Below are 23915 nucleotides of genomic sequence, written 5' to 3'. Positions count from 1 at the left end.
TCAGCGGATTGCTAGGTTCCCGGCGGTTTTTCCGAGGGGGACCCCCATGTACCGTCCATCGTCACGACTGCTGTTGCCATTGCTGCTCATCGGGCTCGCCTGCGACGATGACGCTTCGCCCACCAGCAATACACCACCGACCCTCATCGGTCCTACAGCCCAGGCAACGCAGTCGACCACGGGTGGCCCGGTGGAGTTGACGTTGCAGGCGTCGGATGCGGACGGGGACATGCTCACCTATTCCTGGACGCAGAGCCCTGCGTCCCCGGCGGGCGCGTTCGATGACGCCTCCCTGGCCAGTCCCACCTGGACCGCGCCGCAGGTGGAGAGTAGCCAGCGCTTCACGCTGACGGTGACCGTGAGCGACGGCCGGGGTGGCTCCGCGCAGGGGTCGGTGGCCGTGGATGTCACGCCGCCCATGACCGGCAACAACCCTCCGACGGTGTCGGCGCCCACAGCCACGCCTTCCACGCTCGATGAGCAGCAGTCCACCGTCCTGGCGGTGAGCGCCTCCGACGCGGACAACGACTCGCTCACGTACGCATGGGAGCAGGTGGCTCCTGCCGCTCCCCTGGGGACCTTCAGCGACCCTGCTTCCAGCATTCCTACCTGGACGGCTCCGGATGTGAGCGCCAGCGGGACGTACACGCTGCGCGTCACCGTCACCGACGGGAAGGGCGGAAGTGCGCAGCGCACCGTCGACATCGGGGTCCAGAAGTTCAACCGGTTGCCCACCGTGACCGCCACCATCTCCGGGCCGGCGACACTGGTGGCTGGCACGACCGGCACGTTCACCATCACCGCGAGCGATGCGGACGGAGACCCGCTGACCTACGCGTGGTCGCAGACGGCCCCGGCATCACAGGGCACCTGGGTGGGCAGCCGCACCGGCGCGAGCGCACAGTGGTACTCGCCCGTCGTGGGCACGCAGACGTCGTTCACCGTTTCCGTGAGCGTCACGGATGGACAGGGGGCGCCCGTGGTCCGGACGCTCATCGTGCCCGTCTCGGTGCCCCGCTACTCCGCGGACATCCAGAGCGTGTGGGCCTCCGTCCCGCAGTGCACGGGCTGTCACGACGCCAGCGGGAGCCTCAACCTCGCTTCGGGCAGCAGCTACAGCAACCTCGTCAACGTCACCGCCAATGCCTGTGGCACGGTCATGCGCGTGTCTCCCGGCGACCCGGACAACTCGGCGCTCGTCCAGAAGATGGAGGGCACGGCGTGCGGCAGCCGCATGCCCAAGAATGACACGGACTACTTTGATCTGAACCCGGGCCAGGTCGTCCGGGTCCGCTCGTGGATCCTCGCGGGCGCGGCGAACGACTGACCTGGGATGCGCTGGGATTGGAAGAGTCCATTCCGCGCGCAAGCTGGTCGTCGGAAGCATGACACCTTTGCGGGACTTCACTCCGGGTGTGTAAATCGTTGGGTTTCCAGGTGCCTTCATGATCCGCTGCTCCGCGTAAACCCATACGAGGAGGGGTTGCCCATGAAGCGCATCCTGCCGTTGATTCTCGCTGCATTCGCCGTGGCCTGCGCCGGCCCGGACTTCCAGGACACGGAGGCCTCCAACGACGCGGTGCAGGTCTCCAGTGAAGAGGCCGCCCTGGCCCAGACGATCGTGGTCTGTGGTCTGTGTCCCCCGGGCTACACCCGGGTGTCCTCGACGTGTTCCACCCGGTGCAACCCGGTCGAGTTCCCGTGTCTTCCCCGGCTGGGGAATGAGTCCACGTGCGCGCCGATCCCCTCTGGGACCGTCACCGCGAATCCCACCACCGTGCGCATCAACACCAACGTCACCACGGTCGGCACGACGAATGTCTGCTGGAGCGTCACCAACGCCACCACGGGCGAGGTGTGGGTGAGCATGAACGGCCAGCCCGAGTCGCTCATGTCCCGTGGCCCGAGCGGCTGTGTGTCCGTGCCCTGGATCTACGTGGGCAGCTCCTACGACTTCCGGCTCTACGCGGAGACGGCGCACGCCACGTTGCTCAACACCGTGACGGTGGTCGGACAGGCCTATACGCCCCCGCCCTGTGGCCCCTGTGCGACGGGCTACTCGTGCTTCTGCGGTGACCGGGTGTGCCGCCGCGAAGGCACGCTCTGTCCGTGACGCGCACGTAGGCCGTGGCACGCCCTCGGGCTCTCCGGGGGCGTGGATGCGGTGTTCTCAGTAGAAGCAGACGCAGACGTCGCCGGAGCACCGGCCAAGGTTGAACCCGTCGGCGATACAGTCATTGACGCAGGTGCCGCCCTGGCTGCCCTGGCAGAAGGACAGCGGCTCCGACGGGCGGGAGTAGGCCGCCACGGTGGAGCCAAACGACACGGCCGCGCCCACGGCGACTGCGAGCAGCAGCTTTCCAGCCTTCTTCACGGAGGAGTTCATCTCAACCTCTTGAGGGGTGGGGTTTGATACAGCGACCGAGGATAGAGAGAAATCCAGGGAAAGTCAGCCGCCGCCGCCGAGCCCCACACCTTGCCGCTCAGGTGCTCCAGGGGGCATTCGAAGGGCACCTCAAGTGCGAGCCTCTCGCTCGTCTACGGGGGCGTGGTCAGCGGCTCCGGTCCTGGCGTCCTCCACTGCATCAACAATGTTCTGGAATGTGGGTCGAGTACGAATCGACGCGCTTGTCCCAGGACAGACATCCCCATGAGTCCCGCCGGCTCTGACCCGTCGTAGGGTGTCTGGCAGGTGCCCTTGCGAACGACGAGCTGCTCGAGTGCGATGACCTTGCTGCCCATTCGAAGCTCCAGACGCTCTGACGCATCCTCTGGCTCCCATGCGGATTCGAAGCAGCCGGGTTTGCCATGTGCCGCCGTCTCCGGACCTCTCTGCTTGAGGGGGATTCGGGCGCGAATCTTCTCGGCATAGGCCTCGTTCACCGACACGTCGACCCTGCCATTGGACGTGTCCCTCCCCGTATCGAGTTGCAACAATCCTTCGACTCCTGAAACCGCGGCCGTGATGGTCGGGATGACCGAGCGGTTCTTGACGTCCTCGCCCCGTGACTCCCCGGTGATGCAGGAGCCGTAGAAGCGCAGCGGGATTTCCTCCATCGAGAGTCCAGCCCAGCGCGCCTGGCATTGCTCAAGCTGCCTTCTGGGCTCCGCGCAGACGTTGATGTCGCCGCGATAGAAGAGGCGGAGCATCCCCGGTGCGCTCCCGTCTGGCCCCAGATCGAACTCCGCCATGTTGTTGACCAGGGTCCCGGATGCGATGGCACCGCGCTGTCGCGGATGCCGGGGCAGCTCCTCTGTCCCGGACATGTCATGGGGGACGACATCCCAGCCGTGCCAGGGGCCAAAGCTCACGCCTTGGTACCCAGCAACCACTGTGCCCGCTCCAGCCCCCGAGCACGGTGCGGAGTCCGCTTGCTTGAGCCCGAGCTCCTCGGCGAGCGAGGGATCCAGGGCGTTGCAGCCCGACCAGCCCGTATCCACGACCATGGAGGTGCGGGCCTTGCCTCCGTTCGTACTGACTTCCACTTCGGTGAAGGGGGTCCCTCTGTGCATGAACAGGGGAAACGTTCCCTGATCGAGCACTTCACATCCCTCTGGCATCAAGAGGGCCTGTTCCTGTGCTGATGGAACAGGGACATCTTCTGTTGAGTCGGGCCGCGCTTGACGGCTCGTACAAGTCGCGCCGGCCAGGAAGAGGAGGCTCCAATAGAGTCGATTCACGGTTCGCTAGTCTGGCTTCATCCCACCCAGACGCCACACCGTGAACGTGTGCAGCCTCCGGTCCCGGAAGTCGCCCACGAGTTCCACCGGGCCCTCCACCGAACCGAAGCGCTGGACCAGCTCCTCCGGCGGTGGCGCGCCGTTCTCCGAACACCACAGCACGTCCTGCCCGGGCTTCAGTTCCAGCGGAGGCCAGACGTCGTACTGGCTCTTGCGCCGGGCCGGGCCCTCGGTGTCCGTCTCCACGCCCGCGTAGTACGCCACCTGCGAGGCGAGCTGGTACGAGGGCGCGTATACCGCCGTGCGTCCGGGCGTCATGCCTGCAAAGAGCTGCTCGGGCGCGGACAGCCTCTCCAGCGGACTCCAGCCATGCGTCCGTGACAGCAGCACGTCGCGCTCGAACGTCAGCACTGGGAACAGCAGGTGCGACGCCACCGCGAGCGAGATGATTGCTCCGCTCCACGCCGTGTCCCGCTGCCAGTGGTGCTTCATGCCCGCGACGCCAATGCACGCCGCCAGGTACGCCGCCGCCGGCCAGTTGGCCTCGCCCCGCGTGCGCGCCGCCGCGTAGCCGAAGAACACCAACGGCACCACTGCCGCCATGCGCAGCAGGAACTGCTCGCGTGGACCCCGCACCGCGTACATCACCGCCAGCGGGAACAGCAGCGGCCCGCCCATGGCCAACTGCCCCGCCACGAACTCTCCGAACGTCTTCCACCCGCCGGTGCCACCCAGGCCGTGGTTCAACTGGAACGCGAAGCCCACCCACTCATGGTTCGCGTTCCACAGCACCACTGGCAGGAAGCACAGCAGCGCAAGGCCCGCCGTGAGCCACGCGCCCGCCGGCAGCCTTCGCGCCCGCAGCGCCGCCAGCATGAACGCGAGCCCCAGCAGCACGGACGGATACTTGGCCAACAGCGCCAGTCCACACGTCAGGCCCGCCAGCACCCACTTCTCGCGGTACAGCGCCCACAGGCCCAGCGCCCAGAACAGCAGCATCGGCGAGTCGGGCGTGGCCCAGACGCCGGAGATGATGCCCACCGGCACCACGCTCCACAGGGACAGCGCGCGCCACGCCACGTCCTTCGACCCGTACACATCCCGCGCGAGTCCCCACACCGCCGCGCCCGTGCCCAGGCCGCACAAGAGCGCGGTGCCCCGGATGCCCAGGGCCGCGATGAGCCACGCCACCAGCGGCGGGTGGTCGAAGTACCCCCACGCCAGATGCCGAGCCCATTGCCAGTAATAGGTTTCGTCGAAGTAGACGTCCGTGCCCAGCGCCAGGGCCAGCCGCACGCCCACGCCCAGCGCCACCAGGACGACACAGGCCCTCATTCCCAGGCCGGAGGTGGAGTCGGCGGACGCACGCACGCCCCTGGACAAAGCGCACCAGAAGGCCGTTGGCCAGCGGCGAGTGAGGCCATTTCGGCTTGCTCCCGAGCACCCGGGCTCACAATGTGATGGGTCGCGAAATCTCCGCGCCCCGGGAGCCCTCATGGCCGTACATCCCCCCTCTGGCTCCACCAACCGGCTGGCCCTGGAGCCCTCGCCCTACCTGCGTCAGCACGCCACCAATCCCGTGGACTGGCACCCGTGGGGCGACGAGGCCCTGGCCCTGGCCCGCTCCCAGCACAAGCCCATCCTGCTCTCCGTGGGCTACTCCGCGTGCCACTGGTGCCACGTCATGGCGCACGAGTCCTTCGAGTCCCCCGACACCGCGCGCCTGATGAACGACGGCTTCATCAACATCAAGGTGGACCGCGAGGAGCGCCCGGACCTGGACCAGATCTACCAGGGCGTCGTGCAGCTCATGGGGCAGGGCGGAGGCTGGCCCCTCACCGTGTTCCTCACGCCCGACCTGCGCCCCTTCTACGGCGGCACCTACTTTCCGCCCGAGGACCGCTACGGCCGCCCCGGCTTCCCCCGCCTGCTCACCGCGCTGCGCGATGCGTGGGACAACAAGGCCGACGAAATCGAGGAGCAGGCCCGCCGCTTCCAGGAGGGCCTGGGCGAACTGTCCTCGCATGGCCTGGACGCCGCGCCCGGCCACCTGTCCGCCGAGGACATCGTCGCCATGGGCCACAACATGGCCAAGCGGATGGACCCGGTGAACGGCGGCTTCGGCGGCGCGCCCAAGTTCCCCAACCCGATGAACGTGGCGCTGCTGCTGCGCGCGTGGCGTCGCGGCGCGGGTGAGCCCCTCAAGGCAGCGGTGTTCCGCACGCTGGAACGCATGGCGTTGGGCGGCCTCTACGACCAGTTGGGCGGAGGCTTCCACCGCTACTCGGTGGACGAGCGCTGGCTGGTGCCCCACTTCGAGAAGATGCTCTACGACAACGCCCAGCTCCTGCACCTGTACGCGGAAGCGGAGCAGGTGGAGTCACGCCCCCTGTGGCGCAAGGTCGTGGAGGAGACCGTCGAATACGTGCGCCGCGAGATGACCGACCCGGCCGGCGGCTTCTACGCCACGCAGGACGCGGACAGCGAAGGCGAGGAGGGGAAGTTCTTCGTCTGGCGACCCGAGGAGGTCCGCGCCGCGCTGTCCCCCCGCCAGTCCGAGACCGTGCTGCGCCACTTCGGCATCACCCCCGGAGGCAACTTCGAGCACGGCGCCACCGTGCTGGAGGTCGTCGTCCCCGTGGAGACGCTCGCGGCCGAACAGGGCCGGCCCGTGGAGGAGGTGGCGAAGGAGCTGGCCGAAGCCCGCCGCGTCCTCTTCGGCCTGCGCGAGCAGCGCGTGAAGCCGGGCCGCGACGACAAGATCCTCGCCGGCTGGAACGGGCTGATGATCCGCGGCCTCGCGCTCGCCGCGCGCGTCTTCGACCGGCCGGACTGGGCGCGGCTCGCGGCCAACGCGGCGGACTTCGTGCTCACGAAGATGTGGGACGGGACGCGGCTGTTTCGCTCGCACCAGGACGGCCAGGGCCGCATCGATGGCTTCCTGGAGGACTACGGCGACCTCGCCTCGGGGCTCACCGCGCTCTACCAGGCGACGTTCGACGCGAAGTACCTGGATGCGGCGGACGCGCTCGCGCACCGCGCGGTGGAGCTGTTCTGGGACGAGGAGAAGCAGGCCTACCTGTCAGCCCCCAGAGGACAGAAGGACCTGGTGGTGGCGGCCTTCTCCCTCTTCGACAACGCCTTCCCGTCCGGCGCCTCCACGCTGACGGAGGCGCAGGTGGCGCTCGCCGCGCTCACGGGCGACGTGGCCCATCTGGACCACCCGGAGCACTACGTGGCCAGGCTGCATGAACAGCTCGTGCGCAACCCGCTGGGCTACGGCCACCTGGGGCTCGCCGCGGACTCGCTGCTGGACGGCGCGTCCGGCGTCACCTTGTCGGGCACGCGCGAGGCCATCTCACCGCTGCTGACCGCCGCCAATCGCGTCTACGCGCCCACGTTCGCCTTCGGCTGGAACGACGCGGGGACGCCGCCGCCCGCGCGCCTGAGCGAACTCTTCGAGGGGCGCGATCCGGTGGAAGGCAAGGGCGCGGCGTACCTCTGCCGCGGCTTCGTCTGCGAGCGGCCGGTGACGGACGCGGCCACGCTCGCGGAGCGACTGGTGGCGGCCCCGGGTCACTGAAACAAGCGGCCCGGGACACCGCCGACGGCTACTTCACGTCGGTGACCTGGAGCGAACCGATGAGGGGCGTGATTTCCGCGTTCCCCTCGTAGCCCACGGCGAAGTGCGTGGCGTCCGCGACGGGCTGGTTGAAGGTGGGATCCAACTGGGTCCACTCGCCCACCCAGGCCTCCACCCACTCGTGCCAGTACAGCGCGGGCACGCCGTCGGAGTTCACCATGTAGATGACGCCGTCCACGCGCCGCGCGGGGATGCCGGACGCGCGCATCATCGCGACGGTGAGCAGCGAGTGCTCCGTGCAGTCGCCCTTCTTCTGGCGCAGCACGTCCGTGGCCCGGTCCGCGCTGGCGCCGTAGTCCTTCTGCAGGTTGCTGTACACCCACGCGGACAGCATCCGCGCCGCCGTGTACGCGTCCTTCTCTTCCCGGATGATGCTCTTGGCCTGCGCGATGATGGCGGGCGCCTCGGACTCCACCGCGAGCGTGGACTTGAGGTTCTCCCCACCGTTCGGATCCGCCACCGGCCGGGGCTTGCGGCCCTTGGGCGCGGGCGGCGCCGCCATCAGCGTCACCTCCACGCGGCCATCCGGCAGCGCCTTGTACTTCTGCCGGTACGTGTCCTGCTGGAACTTCGCCGGCAGGTTCTTCATCACCAGCGTCACCTGCCCGGGCACTTCCCGCGCCTTGGGCGGCAGCGCCTTGGGCAGCACCACGCGCGTGAGGCCGAACACCTCCACCAGGTCCATGCGCTTGGCCACGCTCTCGGACTCGGCTCGCGCCTGCATCGTCTGGCCGAAGTCCACGCGCACCATCTTCCCGTCCGTCGTCAGGAAGGCCGCCACCGGCACCTTCTCCTTGTCGGACAGCGTGCTCACGCGCGCGAGCTTCACCTTCACGCCGCCCAGCACCTGCTCCTCCGGCGCCTCCACCGTCGTGACCGTGCGGTAGGCCTCCAGGTCGGTGCCGTCCAGCAGCACGCCCTCCACCTGCTTGCCGCGCAGCAGCGCCACGCGCGCCTGATCGGCGTCGTCCACCGTCTCCTTGGGCGCGGGCATCGGCTTGAGCACTTCCTCCGGCTGGCCCGGACGCTTGCGCACCACGCGCAGCCCGTCCGCCGTCGCCGTGCCCACCAATTCACTGTCCCCTCCATCCCCTCGCTGGGTGACGGTGAAGGACAGCAGGCGCCCACCGGGCTTCGCTTCGTAGACGCGCACCTCGCGGTGCACGCGCTCCGACACCCGCGTGCCCACCTGCGCCTTGAAGATGAGCTCGTTGACGCTCTGCGCCTTCCCGCCCGGCAGCGCCGTCAGGTCGGTGAAGAACCAGCCCACCTTCTTGTCCATCAGGTACAGGCCGAAGTACTCGCCGCCCTTGGGGCGCGGGGCCTTCAGCGCGTCGGACAGGTCCTGCGTTTGCGGGGCAGGGGCCTGCGTCTTCGCCTGGGCCTTGGCCGCCGCGGCCTTCGCCTGGGACTTCAGCGCGGCGGAGGAGGGGGCCTGGGCCCAGGCGGGGCCGGGGGCCCCCGCCAGCAGGGTGAGCAGGCTCAACAATCCCAGACGGGTGCGTCGCATCGGTCGGTTCATGGAAGGCATCTGCCCCCTCCTGACGGGGACCTGGGCGGCGTCTTCACGCCCAGGGGTTTGGGACGGCGGGGACTACAGGCGCTTGGTCAGGATGATGAGGTCGTCGCCCTGCTTGTAGAAATCCCGCAGGCGCGCCTCTTCCCCGTACTTCATGGACGCGTAGAAGCCGCGCGTGGGGCCGTAGGCCTCCGTGGCGCTCGTCTCCACGCGGATGAGCCGCGCCTTGCGGCGGCGCAGGTCGCCCTCCATCGCGGACACCAACGCGGCGCCAATGCCCTGGCCGCGCACTTCCGGAGAGGAGGCGATCCAGTACAGGTCGAAGGCGTTCTCCGTCATGGGCGTCGGGCCGTAGCACGCGTACCCGACGAGGCCGCCTTCCTGCCCGCGGTCCGCCACGAGGATGGAGTAGTCCCGGTTGCCCGCGGTGAGCGCGGTGTCAACCAGCTCGATGGCGCAGTCCTGCTCCTCCTGCGAGAAGGTTTCGATTCGCCGGATCAACGCGACGAGCGGCTCCCGGTCCTTTCTTTCGAGTGTGCGGATTTCCATGGGCTCTTTCGAGAGCGACCTCCACGATTCGTGAGGCCAGGGTCGCGTAGTCCATCCCAGCGGCCTGCGCCGCCTTCGCGAACCCCGCGCCCGGGTGAAGGTCGCAGTTGGGGTTGATGTCGATGACGTACGGCACACCTTCGGGCGACACCCGAAGGTCCACGCGTCCATAGTCCTGGCAGTCCAGCGCTGCAAATGCTTCCAGCGCCGTCTGGACGCAACGGGCTTCCTGCACTGCGTCGAGCTTGCACGGCCCGGAGGTCGAATCCCGGTACTCCGGCGAGTCCACCTCCCACTTGGCCCGGTACGACACGATGTTCGGACGGTTGTCGAACGCGTGGCCGAAGTGGATCTCCGTGAGCGGCAGCGCCTGTCGCGGGCTGTTGCCCAACAGCGGGACGTACACTTCACGGCCCGGGATGTACTGCTCCACCAGCGCGGGCTGGTGGAAGGTCTTGAGCACCGCCTCGCACGCGCGCACCAGCGCGGAGCGCTCCGTCACCACGGAGTCGAAGTCCATGCCCACGCTCGCATCCTCGCGCGCGGGCTTCACGATGAGGGGCCAGGGCAGGTCCACCGCCAGGGCGTCCTCCCGGCGGCGCACCACACAGGAGGCGGGCGTGGAGACGCCGTTGGCGCGCAGGAGCTCCTTCGCCTTGGGCTTGTGCAGCGCCAGGCCGAGCGACAGGGCGGACGAGCCGGTGTACGGCAGCCCCAGCGCGTCCAGCAGGCACGGGATGGCCATCTCCCCCCGGCTGTCGGCGGCCAGCGACTCGCAGAGGTTCACCACGAGGTCGGGCTGGAGGAAGCGAAGGGACTCCACGAAGTCCAGCCGGTCGCCCTCGATGGCGAGCGGTTCGGCGTTGACGCCGTCCCGGCTCAGCGCCTGGGCCAGGCTTTCGGCCACCCGGACCACGTCCTCGCGGGCTTCGCGCCCCGGGTCTTCTTCAAGCAGCTCGTGGTCACGATTGTGCAGCAGGATGATGTGCATTCGGAGTGGGCGAAGGGTTAGCACGTCCCCAGGGACCTTCCCAGCTTGAGGCACGGTGGCTGGTTGGCCCCTCACAGGGCTACCGCCCGTCAAGGTCTGCGGTACGGTAGGTGACCTCCAAGGTGGGCGACCGCCTGGAGGAGGTCCGGGATCCCAGAAGCCCGGCAAGGACGACATGCGGATTCGCGACCCCATCCACGGCGTCATCCCGGTGAGCGACTCGGAGAAGGCCGTCATCGACAGCCGCTTCTACCAGCGCCTGCGCTACGTGCGGCAGTTGGGCTTCGGCGACATGGCCTTCCCGGGTGCCACCCACACCCGCCACGCCCACAGCCTGGGCGCCATGTTCGTCGCCTCGCGCGTCTTCGGCGCCGTCGCCAGCCGGTCCGACCTGCCGGACGATGTGCGTGAACATTTCTGCGAAGCCGTGCGATTGGCGGTGCTGTGTCATGACCTGGGGCACATGCCGCTGTCGCATGCGTCGGAGCGCATCGCGCCCCGGCGGTCGCTGCTGCGGCTGCCCGGCTGGCTGGATTCGGTGGCGGAGGGGGAGCAGGCGAACCACGAGGACTTCACCGCCAAGCTCATCCTGGACAGCTCCCTGACGGAGGTCATCCAGCGCGAGTTCAGCCCCCGGGGCATCACCCCCATGGCGACGGTGGCGCTCATCTCCGGCGCGAAGCCGCCCAAGGACCCGGGCTTCACCCACAAGGGCGTGGACTGGACGCCGCTCTTGCGCGCCATCGTCTCCGGGGAGCTGGACGCGGACCGGATGGACTACCTCTTGCGCGACTCGTTCTACACGGGCGTGAACTACGGCCGGTACGACCTGGATTGGATCGTCTCCAACCTGAACCCGGCGGTGAAGGACGGCAAGGCGGTGCTGGCCCTGTCGCGCGCGGCGGCGTTCGCGTTCGAGGACTTCCTGCTCAGCCGCTACCACATGTTCGTGTCGGTGTACCTGCACCACACGTCGGTGAACTTCGACCACATGCTGCGCCGGTACTACGAGGAGACGCCCGGCGAGTTCGAGATTCCGGCGGATCCGGAGGCCTTCCTGCTCTGTGACGACGCGGCGCTCTGGTACACGCTGCGCCGCTCCAAGAACCGGTGGGCGGAGCGCATCAGCCGCCGGCAGGGCTTCAAGCTGCTGGCGCAGTTCACCGAACGGGACATGGGCTACGACCTGGAGGTGCTCAACAGCGCGCTCACCAGCGAGGGCTTCGAGCACTACACCGTGCAGTCCAAGGGCGCGCTCAGCAAGTACGTGGGGGCGGCCGGGGGCAACCCGGGCCTGTTCATCCTGGATGTCTCCACGGGCCGGCTCACGGAGGTGGCGCGGTACACGCCGCTGTACCAGCGCTACAGTGGCGCGGTGCGACTGACGCGGCTCTATGTCCGGCCGGACCAGGCGGAGCGGGCGCGCGAGATGATGGGCCGGCTGCTCGGCCAGACGACGGAGTCCTGAAGGATGGTGCAACCATGAGCGAGCCCCTTCCCGGCATGGGCCTCTTCGCGCCCCATGCCCCTGTCGAACCCCGGGCCTCCTCGGTGGTCATCCTCTACCGCCGCGCGCGCGATGGCGTGGGCGTGGAGGTGTTCTGGGTGAAGCGCGAACGGGCGCTGGCCTTCGCCGGCGGCTTCTACGCGTTCCCCGGCGGGAAGCTGGACCGCGACGACGCGGGCGTCCCCGTGCAGGGCGCGCAGGGCGAAGAGGCCGCGCTGCGTTCGGCGGCGGCGCGCGAATTGTTCGAGGAGGCGGGCGTGCTGGTGGCGGAGGGCGCTCGGGCGCTCGCCCCGGAGGCGCTGGCGGAGGCCCGGACCGCGCTGCTCGCAGGTTCTGTGAAGTGGAGCGAGTGGCTGTCGCGCCACTCGCTCTTGCTGCGCGCGGACGACCTGAAGCCCGCGGGTCGGTGGATCACCCCGCCTTCGATTCCGGTGCGCTTCGACACGCGCTTCTACCTGGTGGAGCTGCCGGAGACGGCGACCGCGAGCATCGTCCCCGGGGAGCTGTCCGAGGGCGCGTGGATCCGCCCGGAGGACGCGCTGTCGCGCTGGAGTGACGGCACGGCGCTCCTGCACCCGCCCGCGCAGCACGCGTTGCAGGTGCTGTCGGAGTTCAAGGACGAAGCGGAGGCGAGAGCGCGGCTGAACACGCCGCCGTACTGCCCGGGCTATGTGGCCCAGCGCATCGAGTTCCAGCGCGGCGTGCGCGTGGTGGCGCTGGAGACGCCCACGCTGCCCCCCGCAACGCACACCAACGCGTACGTGCTGGGCACGGGCGACCTGCTCATCGTGGATCCGGGCTCGTCGGACGTGAAGCAGTACGCGAAGCTCCTGTCGCTGGTGGCCAGCCTGAAATCGGAAGGGATGCGGCCGGTGGCGGTGGTGCTCACCCACCACCACGGCGACCACGTGGGTGGGGCGCTCGCGGTGAAGGAGCGGCTGGGGATTCCGCTCTGGTGCCACGCGCGGACGGCGGACCGGCTGGACTTCCAGGCGGAGCGGCTCCTGGAGGATGGCGAGGTGCTGGAGCTGGGAGGCCCGCTGCCGCAGCGCTGGCGCGTGTTGCACACGCCGGGACATGCGCAGGGCCACGTGTGTCTGGTGGACTCGCGCAGCAAGGCGGCGGTGGTGGGGGACATGGTGGCGAGCGTGGGCTCCATCGTCATCGATCCGCCCGAGGGCAACATGGTGGACTACCTGGGGCAGTTGCGGCGGCTGCGCGACTGGCCCGTCACCACGCTGTACCCCGCGCACGGCGCGCCGGTGCCGGACGGCCCGCGAAAGCTGGACGAGTACCTGCACCACCGCGCCCAGCGCGAGGCCATCATCCTGGAGGCGGTGCCCGAGACGGGGGCCACGCTGGCGGAGGTGGTGGCGACGGCCTACGCGGACACTCCGCCGCTCCTGCATCCGGTGGCGGAGCGCAGCGCCCTGGCCACGCTGGAGAAGCTGGTGGCGGAGGGGCGCGTGCGCGAGGAGTCTTTCAGTTGGTTCCGCGTGGGTGCCTGAAGCCTCCCGAAGCGGAACACCTCCGAGGTGATGCATGGATCCGGTTTCAACACTCCGCCTCCGGGCAAAGCCGCTGTTGGAGGCGTGCGCGGAGCAGCTCCGGAGAAGTCACCCCGACGTCGAGGTGACGGTCTGGGACTCCTCCACGGGGAGCCTCACCCGGTATCAGGGCCACGACATCGGCATCGACTGCGAGCTGAAGCACGCGCTGCCCGACGGGACCTCTGGCATCGCGCTGTGCCTGGGCCTTGCCCATCTGGACCGGGCGCCAATCCTCGCCGACGCGAGCGTCACGTGGGGAACTCCCAGCTCCCATGCCGAGTTGGAGCTCATCCCGCTCCCCGAACGCTTCAAGGAGCACACGCCGCTGGCCTTCACCGACGAGAACTTCGAGGGCCTGATGGCCCGTCTCCCGGAGCTGCTGGACGCGCTGAAGAAGGCGCTCGCGCGAGGGCATCCCCCTCCGGATGCCTCCTGACGCGGTCCTAGAAACTGCCCAGCAGGCCCAGGTGCGGGCCCTTCGCGCCGTAGGTGGCGACAGGCATCAGCGTCACTCCCTGCGAGCGGGACTGCCGCGAAGCTTCCTCCACGCGCATGGCGCTGCTGTGCGTCAGCTCGTAGCCCACGCTCGCGCCCACCACCGGGAGGATGAAGAGCGCGGCGTTCACGGCGGGAGGCGCGTCGGAGCCGCCGCTGTTCACCAGCGAGATGCCCAGCAGCGTCGCGCCCCAGCCCACCATGCTGCCGGCCACCGTGGGGCCCAGCCTTCCACGCCCGTTCATGAACCGGCCGCCCGCGTACGTGCCCACCGGGATGCCGATGAGCGCCCCGGCCGCCGCGCCCGCGACGGCCATCACCAGGCACTCGTCACACCCCACCGTGGCGGAGCCCAACAGGTACCCGAAGGAGCCCAGCACGGTGGCGCCCACGACGCCGCCCGACGCGCCTCCCAAGACTTCCACCGCCACGCGCGGCACGGGGTCCTTCGACGGCGGAGGACGCGCGTCCGGCAGGGCCCCGGCGGTGACGGACGGACGCGCCCCGGAGGAGACATCCCCCTGGGAGGTGATGTCGGGTGGCGGCGGTACGTCCTCCTCCGCCGCGCCCACCAGGGGGGGCGGCGTGAGGCTCCCGGTGGGAGCCGTGGCCGGCTCGGCGGGGGCCTCCTGGGCGGAGGCCAGGCCCGACACGAGCAGCAGGGCGAGGGGTAGGTACAGGGGGGAGCGCTTCACCACGTTCCACGCTACCGCAAGGGCGGCGGCTGCGTCGCCCCGTCCCCGGCTGCCTCCACGCGTGCCCGGCGGCGCACGGCCCGGTAGACCAGCGGCGCCACGGCCAGCAACACCTGCGGCACCAACGACAGGGCATCCGGGTACAGGCCCAGCATGTCCACGGTGAAGAAGCGCACCGGCACCAGCGGCAGCGCGCCCACCTCCTGCAACGAATGGATGCCCTTGCCCAGCAACATCACCGCCGTCACCACCATCACCACGGTGGAGAGGTTGAAGAGCGCCTTCATGGGCAGCCGGTAGCCCATGCGGTTGATGAAGAGCACCATCACCGCCAGCGCCGCGATGCCCGCCACCACGCCCCACACCACGCCCGCGGCGGAGTCCACCGCGAGCCCTTGCAGGAAGATGGCCGTCTCGAAGCTCTCACGCAGCACGGACGTGAAGGCGATGGCGAACAGGCCGAGGGTGCTGCCCCGACCCAGCGCGCCCTGCATGCGCTGGCGAAGCTCTCCCATGAAGTGGCTCACGTTGGCGCGCGCGTTGAGCCACAGCGCCGCGTACAGCAGCATGCCCACGGCGACGAGCGCGGTGACGCCCTCCAGCCACTCACGCTGCGCGCCGGCCAGCAGCTTGCGGCCCAGCACGTACGCCAGCGCGCCGACGATGAGCGCGGACACCCAGCCCGCGTGCACCACGCGCACCTGGTCCATGGCCTTCATCTTCTTGAGCGCCGCCAGCAGCGCCGTGACGATGATGGTCGCCTCGAAGCCCTCGCGCAGCAGGATGAGCAGCGTCAGCCACGCCACGGACAGCATGTCCGTCGTGCTGCCGTTCGTCTTGCGCGCCTGGTCCAGCAGCGACAGCAGCTCCCGTCCCTCGTCCTGGAGGTGCGGGCTCTTGCGCTCGGCGGCGAGCCGCGCCTGCATGAAGGCCTCCTCCAGCTTCTGGGTGAGGACCGGGTCGCGTCCGCGCAGCTTGGGCTCCACTGGCTCCAGGCCGTTGAGGTACGCGTCCAGCAGCTCCGTCTTCGCGCTGGCGTAGTCGCCCGCGGCGGCCATGCGCATCGCGTTGCCCACCGACTGCCGCGCGGCGAGCAGGGCCTTCTCCTCGTCTTCGTCCGGCATGTTCCGGCGCAGGCACGCGACCTTGTCCGCGCCGTACTCCTTCGCCAGCTCCGCGTCGGTGGCGGTGGCCAGTCGCTCCAGCGAGGCGCGCGGCGGCTCGCCCTGGCACGGCGGCTGGCGCAGCGTGAAGACGAAGAAGGCGAGCGACCAGCGGTCGTCCTCGGAGAGGGTGGGGTAGGCCGGCATCGCGGTGCCGGGCACGCCGAAGCTGGTGGTGTTGAACGCCTTGTAGGGCGTCAGGCCATCCTCCATCAGCTCCGGGTCCTGGAAGTTCGCCGGAGCGGGCTCCATGTTGGCCGCGATGGCCACCGCCGCCTTGCCGTCCACGCCGTGGCAGGCCGCGCAGTTCGCCTGGAACAGCTTCGCGCCGTGCTCCAGGTCCGGCGTCTTGCGGGGACTGCGCGCGAGGCCTCCCGCGAGCACCAGGCTCTCCACCAGCTCACCGCAGTCGCGGCTCACGCCTTCGGGATCGATGGACTGGTCCACGCGCGCCTGGATGGCCTGCACCTTCGGCACGAAGGTGGCCGCCGCCGGGCCCAGGTCCTTCGCCGCGTCCAGCGCCTCCGCCGCGAAGCTCTTCTGCTCCGTCAGCTCGAACTCCGAGCGCGACGACACCGCCGCCGGGTAGTCCGCCTGGAGGTACTGGAGGATGCCCACCAGCCGGTGCCAGGTGCGCCCCTCGTCGGACGCGGGCGCTTCGGCCCGGACGGTGGAGGACAGCGCGAGCAGCAGGCACAGCGTGACGGAGGCGGCGCGATTCACGTCCGACTTCTACCAACGCCCCCAGGGTCATTCAATTCTGAGAATCAATATCAGGATACAGCGCCCCTTCGGTGAACACGGGGGCTGGGAGCTCGATACTTCCCGTGAACACGCGTTGCGACTGGAGGTCGATGCCGCAGTCCCGGGAATGGGGGCTATCCCTGGCGCTCGTAGGTGAGGAAACCGAAGGGGAGGTCCGTCTCCGGGTGGGATTCCTCCTCCACGAGCCTCCACGTGGACAGGTCCACGGGCGGGAAGAAGGCGTCGCCGGGGAAGTCGCGCGCGATGCGGGTGAGGTAGAGCCGGTGCCACCGGTCCGCCGTCTGTTCGTAGAGGTCCGCGCCGCCCGCGATGAAGACCTCGCTGTCCGCCTGGGCCTTCTCCAGGGCTTCGTCCACGGAGTGAGCCACCTGGACGCCGGGAGGGGCGGCCCAGTCCGGCTGTCGGGTGAGGACCACGGTGGTGCGGCCGGGCAGGGGCCTTCCGATGGACTCGTACGTCTTGCGGCCCATGACGAGGGTGTGGCCCATCGTCAGGCGCTTGAAGCGGGCCAGGTCCTGCGGCAGGCGCCAGGGCAGGGTGTTGCCCAGGCCGATGGTGCGGTTCGCCGCCATGGCGACGATGGCGGACAGGCGCTGGGTCATACAGCCACGGGCGCCTTGATGGCGGGGTGCGGGTCGTAGCCTTCCAGCGTGAAGTCCTCGTAGCGGAAGGCGAACAGGTCCTTCACGTCTGGGTTGATGCGCATGCGCGGCAGGGCGCGGGGCTCGCGCTTCAGTTGCTCCTTCGCCTGCTCCACGTGGTTCAGGTACAGGTGCGCGTCGCCCAGCGTGTGGATGAATTCATGCGCGACGAGGCCGGTGGCCTGCGCGACCATCATCGTCAGCAGCGCGTACGACGCGATGTTGAAGGGCAGCCCCAGGAAGATGTCCGCGCTGCGCTGGTAGAGCTGGCAGGAGAGGCGGCCGTCGGCCACGTAGAACTGGAACATCACGTGGCAGGGGGGCAGCTTCATGGCGGGCAGGTCCGCCACGTTCCACGCGCTCACCAGGTGGCGGCGCGAGTCCGGGTTCTTCTTGAGTCCCTCCACCAACTGCCGCATCTGGTCCACGGGCGTGCCGTCCGGCGTGCTCCACGAGCGCCACTGGTGGCCGTAGACGGGGCCCAGGCTGCCGTCCGCGTTGGCCCACTCGTCCCAGATGGTGACGCCTTGCTCCTGGAGCGAGCGCACGCTCGTGTCCCCCCGGAGCATCCACAGCAGCTCATGGAGGATGGACTTCACGTGCAGCTTCTTCGTCGTCACCAGGGGAAAGCCCTGGGCGAGGTCGAAGCGGAGCTGATGGCCGAAGAGGCTCAGGGTCCCCGTGCCGGTCCGGTCACTTTTCTTCGTACCGTGGTGCAGGACATGGTCCAGCAGACTCAGGTATTGCTGCATGCGCCCCTTATGGATTGGGTGCAGGCTCCAGATCAACCTCCTGCTCTGCGCCGGTTGGGTAGTGTCGGGTGTGAAGCACCGTTATGAGGGTGGAATGAAGATCTACACGAAGACCGGCGATGCGGGAGAGACGGGCCTGTTCGGTGGCGGCCGTGTGTCGAAGGACGACGCGCTGGTGGACGCCTACGGCGAGGTGGACGAGCTCAACGCCACGCTGGGCCTCGCGCGGACCTTCCCGCTGCCCGCGGACCTGGACCACCTCCTGCATCGACTCCAGGACCAGCTCTTCACCGTGGGCGCGGTGCTGGCCACGCCGCCGCACACCAAGGCCGCGGCGCACATTCCGGAGCTGAAGCCGGAGTGGGTGGAGGAGATGGAGCGCCACATCGACCGGTACGAGGAGGAGCTGCCGAAGATGACGCACTTCATCCTCCCGGGGGGGGCGCCCGCGGCGGCGGCGCTGCACCTGTCGCGCACGGTGTGCCGCCGGGCCGAGCGCCGGGTCGTGACGCTGCTGCGCGAGGACAAGGCCCCGCCCGCGGTGGCCATGTACCTGAACCGCCTGTCGGACCTGCTCTTCGTCGTGGCGCGGCTGGTGAACTTCCGCGTCGGCCTGCCCGACGTGAAGTGGATCCCCGAGAAGCCCTCGAAGTAGCCGTGACCCCGCTGCCCACCGCCCGGCTCCGGGACCTCGCCCAGCAGGTGGGCTTCGACCTCATCGGCTTCGCTCGAGCGGAGCCCATTCCCCCGTCGTCGCTGCTGTCGTGGCTGGAGGCCGGCTACGACGCGGACATGGACTGGATGGGGTCGCGCGCGGAGGAGCGGCTGGACGTGTCGGTGCTGCTGCCGGGCGCGAAGACGGTGCTGTCCTTCGCCAACAACTACTACCGGGATGACGCGCCGTCGCAGGGCTCTCCCATCGCACGGTACGCGCGAGGCCGGGACTACCACTCCACGCTGCGCGACCGGATGAAGGCGTTCCGCAAGACGATCAACGAATGGTACCCGGGGCTGGGCACCTACGGCGGTGTGGACAGCGGGCCCATGATGGAGAAGGTCTGGGCCGCACGAGGGGGCCTGGGGTACGTGGGCAAGAACGGCTGCCTCATTACCGAATCCCACGGCTCGTGGGTGCTGCTGGCCACGCTCATCCTGGACGCGGCGGTGGACGAATATCCGCCTGGCCCCGTGGCGGACCGCTGCGGTTCCTGCCGACGGTGTCTGATGGCGTGTCCCACGGGCGCGCTGGTGGGCAACCGGCAGGTGGATGCCCGGGCGTGCCTGTCGTACCAGACCATCGAGAACCGCGACCGCGACGTGCCGGAGGCGTTCCGGTTCAAGTTCGACAACCTCATCTTCGGTTGCGACATCTGCCAGCAGGTGTGCCCGCTCAACCGCAAGCCGGTGCACGCGGAGGACGTGCGCTTCACGCCCCGCGCGGTGGCGTCGCTGGGCACGGCGGAGCTGGCGGCGCTGACACCCGAGCAATACAAGGAACTCATCCCCGGCACGGCGCTGGCCCGTGCGCGCTATGACGGTTTGAGGCGCAACGCTGTCTATGCGCTGGGCGTGGCACGGCAGGCGGACGTCCGGCCGCTGCTCGAAAAACTCAGCGACGATTCCAGCGAACTGGTACGCAGCGCCGCGAAATGGGCGCTTCTCCAACTGGAGTCGTGACACCGGGGGCCGTCGCTCCGCCGCTCGGGCGGGTGTACTCGGCGCTGGCGTTGCAGGTGCTGATCAGCGCGGGCACGTACCTGGCGGCCAAGCGCGCGATGACGGAGCTGTCGCCGTTCACCGTGGTGCTGTGGCGCTTCCTCGTGTGCGGCGTCGCGTTCACGCTGCTGCTCGCGCTGACGCCGGGGCCGAAGCTGCCACCGCGCTCGGCGTGGAAGCGGGTGGCCCTGCTGGGCCTGATGGGCGGGCCGGTGAACCAGACGCTGTTCTTCTCCGGGCTGTCGCGCTCCACGTCGGCGCACGCGGCGCTGCTCTACGCGCTGACGCCGTTGGGCGTGTACGTGGCCAGCCTCGTGCTGGGCCGCGAGCGGGCATCCCGGCGGGCGACGGCGGGCATCCTCACCGCGCTGGTGGGCGTGGTGGTGTTGCTCTTGGGTCGGGGGCTTGCGAGCGCGCAGGGCTCTGTCCAGGGCGACCTGCTCATCCTCATGGCGGTGGTGGCGTGGGTCATCTACACGACGGAGGGCAGACCGCTGGCCGCCGAACACGGAGCGCTGCGCGCCACGGCGTGGACGATGACGGTGGCGACGGCGTTGCAACTGCCGCTCATCCCGTTCGTGCTGGAGCCTGGTCAGGTGTGGGCCGCGAGCTTCGCGGCGAAGGCCTCCATCGTGTACCTGGGGTTGATGACGTCGGTGGTGGCGTACCTGCTCTGGTACTACGCGCTGTCGAAGGTGCCGGCGTCGAAGGTGGCCATCTTCTCCAACCTGCAACCGGCCGCGACGGCGCTCGCGGCCTGGGCCTTCCTGGACGAAGCCCTGCACTGGGAGCTCGCGCTGGGCGGCGCGCTGGTGCTCGTGGGTGTGCGGCTGACGCAGGCCGCGCCGGTGAAGCCTCCTCCGGTGGTGGTGCGCGCGGGCTGAAGGGCCCGCGTTGACGCGGAGCGGGAAGGGGCCGCACGCTCACGTCCATGTTGAGAGCGGGCGAGGATCTGCTGAAGGTCGAGGACCGGCTGTGGCTGCTCACCGCCCAGACGGGGACGGGCATCTACGACTTCGCCTTCGACCGGTTCTTCGCCTGCCGCAGGCCTTATGTCCTGCCCGAAGCACCCATCGACGTCGTCGCGCGCGCGGGTGCCTGGCCGGACTACGTGGAGCGCTACCGGGAGCTGGAGGCGCAGGGCCTGCGGTTGATCCACTCGCCGGAGCAGCACCAGCGCGCGACGGAGCTGCCGCACTGGTATCCGCTCCTGGAGGACCTGACGCCGCGCAGCGTCTGGTTCGACGCCCCTCCGGACGCGGACACGGTGGAGCGCCGCGTGGGCTGGCCGGTGTTCCTCAAGGGGGCGCGGCAGACGAGCCGCCATCGCAAGTCGCTCTCCATCATCGAGGGCCCGGACGCCTTCCGTCAGGCGATGGAGGCCTACGCCCAGGACCCCATCCTGCACTGGCAACAGGTGGTGTGCCGCGAGCTGCGGCCCTTGCGCAGGGTGGACGACACGCAGGGCGCGGACGCGCTGCCGCGCTCGTTCGAGTTCAGGACCTTCTGGTGGCGTCAGCAGTTGGTGGGCTGGGGCCCGTACTGGTGGCAGGGGACGCCGTACACGCTGACGCCCCGCGAGGAGCACGACGCCCTGGCGCTCGCGGGTGAGGCGGCGCGCCGGGTGGCGCTCCCGTTCCTCGTCGTCGATGTGGCCCAGGAGCAGTCCGGCCGGTGGATTGTCATCGAGTGCAACGACGGCCAGGAGAGCGGCTACGTCGGCGTGTCACCCTTCGCGCTCTGGCAGCGCGTGCTGGACCTGGAGCAGGAGCGCACGGGCTGATTCCACCCGCCCCGGGCAACCGCGTCAGGAACCGCAGCCGCGCGCATCCGTCCGGACGAAGACGCGGACCGCTCCTGGATCCGCCACCTCCTCGAACCGTGAGTCGCGCACGAGCGTGTCGAGGAACGCCTCCCGTGAGGCGGCCCCCAGCATGAGGGAGTCCACGCGCGGGGGAACGAGCACGACCTGGGCCCGCTCGTAGTGGTGGAGGAGGAAGCGGTCGTGGTCGTTGGGCACGAAGACGACCGAGTGGAAGTCCGTGGCCACCCCCCGCCGTGAAGCACAGGGTTCGACATGGCGCGCGAAGGCCTGGCGGAAGGCCTCATCCACCGGAGGCATGGGACGCAGGCGCGGGGCGCCCACGGTGCGGTCGAAGCGCGTGACCTGGATGAGCGCGAACCCGGCGAGCAGCAACGCGGGCGCCATCGCGGCCCGGGAGGGAACCCACCCGCGCGCGACCACGCCCCTCCAGAGCACGATGAGTTGGCCGAAGCCCGCCGCCGCGCACACGCCCAGCCCGGGCAGCAGGAAGGCGGAGTTGTAGAACCAGAGCAGGCGCTTGTCCGTCGCGTCCGCCATGAAGAAGAAGGTGCCCGGAAGGGTGCTGAGGAGCGTGGCCGCGGGTGCGAGCAACTGGATCCACAGGAAGCTTCGCTGGAAGGCCACCAGCCCGCTGGTGGACACGTCGTGCACCACCCGTCCAGGGTCGCCCAGGGCGGTGAGGGCCACCTGTCCCCAGGTGCTGCCGTAGTGCGACCAGAACCGGGTGCCCGAGGGCGTCCCGAGCGCTGGCAGCACCACCGCGACACAGAGCGCGAGGTAGCCGAGGGACAGCACGGACACCGCGAGTGCCCTGCGCGTGAGCAGCGCGCGCGGCGGACGGGCCACGGCCGGCAGCAGCAGCAACGCCGCGGACTGGAAGGCGAGGAACAGACCTCCATCCGGACGCACGCCCAGCGTGAGCAGTGCGATGGGCACGACCCACCGCATCCGCGCCCCCCGGAGCAGGAGCACGAGCACCGCCGTGGCGCCCAGTTGGAAGAACACCTCGAAGTGCGCGGAGAGCGCGACCGTCTTCACGAAGGGATTGAGCCCCAGGTACAGCGCGAAGGCGACGCTGGCCCAGGGCCGCCACGTGGCGGGAAGCAACTCCCGCTCCTCGAACATGCGCTCGAAGCACCAGACCTGGAGCGCCACGGCCCCATACAGCGCCACCAGCCCCAGTACGACGAACAGGAACTGCGAGTCACTCAGCAGGAACAGCGGCGTGAGCAGCAGCAGCGTCGGCGTGAAGTGGATGGTGAGGTGGTTGAGGTCCGCGTCCGTCACCCAGAAGGGACGACCGTGGTGCACCGCGTTCGCGAACAGGTCGTTCAGCAGGCCGAGATCGTGGAACCCGAACAGCCCGCCCCGGAAGGCGGTCCAGACGCAGACAAGCGTGTAGACAAACAAGGCCCCGAGCACGAGATGCCAGGCGCGGAACCGACGTGCGAACGTGAAGGCATGCAAGCGGTGGGACTCTGCCACACGCTCGTAGGCGGGACACGGATGGAAGAGGCCCGCGCGATGGCGAACCGCTGGCTGGGGTCGGGCTGGGGGGCCAGGACCTCCAGGCCCTCGGACAGCACCTGATGCCCTGACCTTCGTCAGGTGCCGTCAGCCGTTCGGCCCAACTGCTCGGCCAGCACCTCGCGCATGCCCGTCGGCGCGCGCCCGAGCAACTTCCGCAGCGTGGAATCGGTGGCCGCGAATTCGCCGTCGCGGCTCGCGCGGTAGAGGCCGAGCGAGATGGCGACGACATGCGCGGGCATGCCGAAGGCCACGAGCTGCGCGCGCATCGCGTCCTCCGACACGGTGCTTCGACGGAGCGGGCGTCCGAGGATGCTCGACGCGATGTCGCACAGGGCTCCGAAGTCGAGCGCCTGCTCCGCCGTGAGCGGCGGTGTCGGCCCGTCGTACCGACCCTCGTTCGCAAGGATCACCGCTGCCGCCTCCGCGAGGTCCGCGTGCGTGGTCCAGGAGACCTTGCCATCCGCGGGTGCTTCGAAGACTCCCGTCTTCAGGCCCTTGCCGAGCAGGAACGTCGCGCTCTCCGCGTAGAACCCGTTGCGAAGCGAGGTCCACGCCAGACCGGACTCGCCCAGCATCTGCTCCGTCGCCGCGTGGTCGAGCATCGGGGGAAACGCCGACGAATGGCTTGCGGCCATGTGGCTCGTATAGACGATGCGCCGGGCGCCCGCGGCCCGTGCGGCGTCGATGGCGGCGAGATGTTGGGCGAGGGGATCGCCGCCATACGCGCTCGCATTCGACGAGATGATCAGCACCTGGGACGCACCCTCGAAGGCGTGCTCCAGGCTCTTCGGATCCGTGAAGTCGCCTCTTCGCACCCGGACGCCGCGTGCCGCCAGCTCCTGGGCCTTCTGCACGTCGCGGACACTGACGGCGACCCGGTCCACCGGGACGCG

Annotated in this window: 22 protein-coding genes; 10 read left to right on the top strand and 12 right to left on the bottom strand. The window is 69.5% G+C overall.

Annotated elements, in window-relative coordinates; all coding sequences use genetic code 11:
* The first annotated feature begins 46 nt into the window (after positions 1 to 46).
* Both D7V88_RS03840 and D7V88_RS03835 read left to right on the top strand, forming a co-directional pair.
* Positions 47 to 1327, top strand: a complete 1281-nt coding sequence (locus D7V88_RS03840) for an Ig-like domain-containing protein (protein WP_147448603.1) — start codon at positions 47 to 49, stop codon at positions 1325 to 1327.
* A gap of 162 nt (positions 1328 to 1489) precedes the next feature.
* Positions 1490 to 2113, top strand: a complete 624-nt coding sequence (locus tag D7V88_RS03835; RefSeq protein WP_120539225.1) for a hypothetical protein — start codon at positions 1490 to 1492, stop codon at positions 2111 to 2113.
* Between the two features lie 57 nt (positions 2114 to 2170).
* Here the strand turns inward: D7V88_RS03835 and D7V88_RS03830 are convergent, their stop codons facing one another.
* The 3 genes from D7V88_RS03830 to D7V88_RS03820 all read right to left on the bottom strand — a co-directional run bounded on the left by D7V88_RS03830 (position 2171) and on the right by D7V88_RS03820 (position 5052).
* Positions 2171 to 2386 carry a hypothetical protein gene (locus tag D7V88_RS03830; RefSeq protein WP_120539224.1) on the bottom strand — a complete coding sequence of 72 codons (216 nt, stop codon included), beginning with the start codon at positions 2384 to 2386 and terminating at the stop codon, positions 2171 to 2173.
* A 152-nt stretch (positions 2387 to 2538) separates the two neighbouring features.
* On the bottom strand, positions 2539 to 3681 hold the full coding sequence (locus tag D7V88_RS03825) for an aspartyl protease family protein (RefSeq protein ID WP_147448602.1): 1143 nt from the start codon (positions 3679 to 3681) through the stop codon (positions 2539 to 2541).
* 6 nt (positions 3682 to 3687) lie between these two features.
* Positions 3688 to 5052, bottom strand: coding sequence for an ArnT family glycosyltransferase (locus D7V88_RS03820; RefSeq protein WP_244237961.1), 1365 nt, complete (start codon positions 5050 to 5052; stop codon positions 3688 to 3690).
* Positions 5053 to 5176: 124 nt separating this feature from the next.
* Between D7V88_RS03820 and D7V88_RS03815 the strand changes: the two genes are divergently transcribed.
* Entirely contained in the window at positions 5177 to 7264 is a 2088-nt protein-coding gene (locus D7V88_RS03815) for a thioredoxin domain-containing protein (protein ID WP_120539222.1), read from the top strand.
* Positions 7265 to 7292: 28 nt separating this feature from the next.
* Here the strand turns inward: D7V88_RS03815 and D7V88_RS03810 are convergent, their stop codons facing one another.
* The 3 genes from D7V88_RS03810 to D7V88_RS03800 all read right to left on the bottom strand — a co-directional run bounded on the left by D7V88_RS03810 (position 7293) and on the right by D7V88_RS03800 (position 10383).
* A complete protein-coding gene (locus D7V88_RS03810; RefSeq protein WP_244237960.1) occupies positions 7293 to 8834 on the bottom strand; it encodes a transglutaminase-like domain-containing protein in 1542 nt (513 codons plus the stop codon).
* Positions 8835 to 8918: 84 nt separating this feature from the next.
* A complete protein-coding gene (locus D7V88_RS03805) occupies positions 8919 to 9344 on the bottom strand; it encodes a GNAT family N-acetyltransferase (RefSeq protein WP_244237959.1) in 426 nt (141 codons plus the stop codon).
* The gene (locus D7V88_RS03800; protein ID WP_120539220.1) at positions 9283 to 10383 is read right to left on the bottom strand and encodes a D-alanine--D-alanine ligase family protein; all 1101 of its coding nucleotides are present in this window, start codon (positions 10381 to 10383) and stop codon (positions 9283 to 9285) included. Before D7V88_RS03800 ends, D7V88_RS03805 begins: the two co-directional genes overlap by 62 nt.
* A gap of 175 nt (positions 10384 to 10558) precedes the next feature.
* On the opposite strand from D7V88_RS03800, the gene D7V88_RS03795 reads away from it, so the two are divergent.
* Genes D7V88_RS03795 through D7V88_RS03785 form a run of 3 tightly spaced genes read left to right on the top strand, consistent with a single transcriptional unit; the run spans position 10559 to position 13876 of the window.
* Positions 10559 to 11851 carry an HD domain-containing protein gene (locus D7V88_RS03795; protein WP_120539219.1) on the top strand — a complete coding sequence of 431 codons (1293 nt, stop codon included), beginning with the start codon at positions 10559 to 10561 and terminating at the stop codon, positions 11849 to 11851.
* 14 nt (positions 11852 to 11865) lie between these two features.
* Entirely contained in the window at positions 11866 to 13398 is a 1533-nt protein-coding gene (locus D7V88_RS03790; protein ID WP_120539218.1) for an MBL fold metallo-hydrolase, read from the top strand.
* Positions 13399 to 13432: 34 nt separating this feature from the next.
* The gene (locus D7V88_RS03785) at positions 13433 to 13876 is read left to right on the top strand and encodes a hypothetical protein (RefSeq protein WP_147448601.1); all 444 of its coding nucleotides are present in this window, start codon (positions 13433 to 13435) and stop codon (positions 13874 to 13876) included.
* A 7-nt stretch (positions 13877 to 13883) separates the two neighbouring features.
* Here D7V88_RS03785 and D7V88_RS03780 read toward each other — a convergent pair whose 3' ends face one another.
* The 4 genes from D7V88_RS03780 to D7V88_RS03765 form a co-directional block, all read right to left on the bottom strand.
* Complete coding sequence (locus D7V88_RS03780) at positions 13884 to 14630, bottom strand: GlsB/YeaQ/YmgE family stress response membrane protein (protein ID WP_120539216.1); 747 nt, start codon at positions 14628 to 14630, stop codon at positions 13884 to 13886.
* Between the two features lie 11 nt (positions 14631 to 14641).
* Positions 14642 to 16516 carry a cytochrome c/FTR1 family iron permease gene (locus tag D7V88_RS03775; protein WP_120539215.1) on the bottom strand — a complete coding sequence of 625 codons (1875 nt, stop codon included), beginning with the start codon at positions 16514 to 16516 and terminating at the stop codon, positions 14642 to 14644.
* A gap of 155 nt (positions 16517 to 16671) precedes the next feature.
* Entirely contained in the window at positions 16672 to 17160 is a 489-nt protein-coding gene (locus D7V88_RS03770; protein ID WP_120539214.1) for a dihydrofolate reductase, read from the bottom strand.
* Entirely contained in the window at positions 17157 to 17951 is a 795-nt protein-coding gene (locus tag D7V88_RS03765) for a thymidylate synthase (protein ID WP_120539213.1), read from the bottom strand. The genes D7V88_RS03770 and D7V88_RS03765 overlap by 4 nt, the downstream gene beginning before the upstream one ends.
* A 94-nt stretch (positions 17952 to 18045) precedes the next feature.
* On the opposite strand from D7V88_RS03765, the gene D7V88_RS03760 reads away from it, so the two are divergent.
* Genes D7V88_RS03760 through D7V88_RS03745 form a run of 4 tightly spaced genes read left to right on the top strand, consistent with a single transcriptional unit; the run spans position 18046 to position 21450 of the window.
* Complete coding sequence (locus D7V88_RS03760; protein ID WP_120539212.1) at positions 18046 to 18606, top strand: cob(I)yrinic acid a,c-diamide adenosyltransferase; 561 nt, start codon at positions 18046 to 18048, stop codon at positions 18604 to 18606.
* A gap of 2 nt (positions 18607 to 18608) precedes the next feature.
* The gene (gene queG / locus D7V88_RS03755) at positions 18609 to 19628 is read left to right on the top strand and encodes a tRNA epoxyqueuosine(34) reductase QueG (protein ID WP_120539211.1); all 1020 of its coding nucleotides are present in this window, start codon (positions 18609 to 18611) and stop codon (positions 19626 to 19628) included.
* Positions 19601 to 20551 (top strand): DMT family transporter, encoded by a 951-nt coding sequence (locus D7V88_RS03750; protein WP_120539210.1) that lies wholly within the window; start codon positions 19601 to 19603, stop codon positions 20549 to 20551. Before queG ends, D7V88_RS03750 begins: the two co-directional genes overlap by 28 nt.
* A gap of 47 nt (positions 20552 to 20598) precedes the next feature.
* Positions 20599 to 21450 (top strand): ATP-grasp domain-containing protein, encoded by an 852-nt coding sequence (locus D7V88_RS03745; RefSeq protein ID WP_120539209.1) that lies wholly within the window; start codon positions 20599 to 20601, stop codon positions 21448 to 21450.
* A 24-nt stretch (positions 21451 to 21474) separates the two neighbouring features.
* On the opposite strand, the gene D7V88_RS03740 is transcribed toward D7V88_RS03745, so the two are convergent.
* Positions 21475 to 22959, bottom strand: a complete 1485-nt coding sequence (locus tag D7V88_RS03740; protein WP_147448600.1) for a glycosyltransferase family protein — start codon at positions 22957 to 22959, stop codon at positions 21475 to 21477.
* Positions 22960 to 23096: 137 nt separating this feature from the next.
* Positions 23097 to 23915: NAD(P)H-binding protein (locus tag D7V88_RS03735; protein WP_120539207.1), on the bottom strand; the 819-nt coding region annotated here is incomplete at its 5' end.

Source organism: Corallococcus terminator (assembly GCF_003611635.1).
Taxonomy (GTDB): Bacteria; Myxococcota; Myxococcia; order Myxococcales; family Myxococcaceae; genus Corallococcus; species Corallococcus terminator.
The sequence above is the reverse complement of the archived record's forward strand: the minus strand, read 5'-3'. Positions and strand labels throughout refer to the sequence as shown.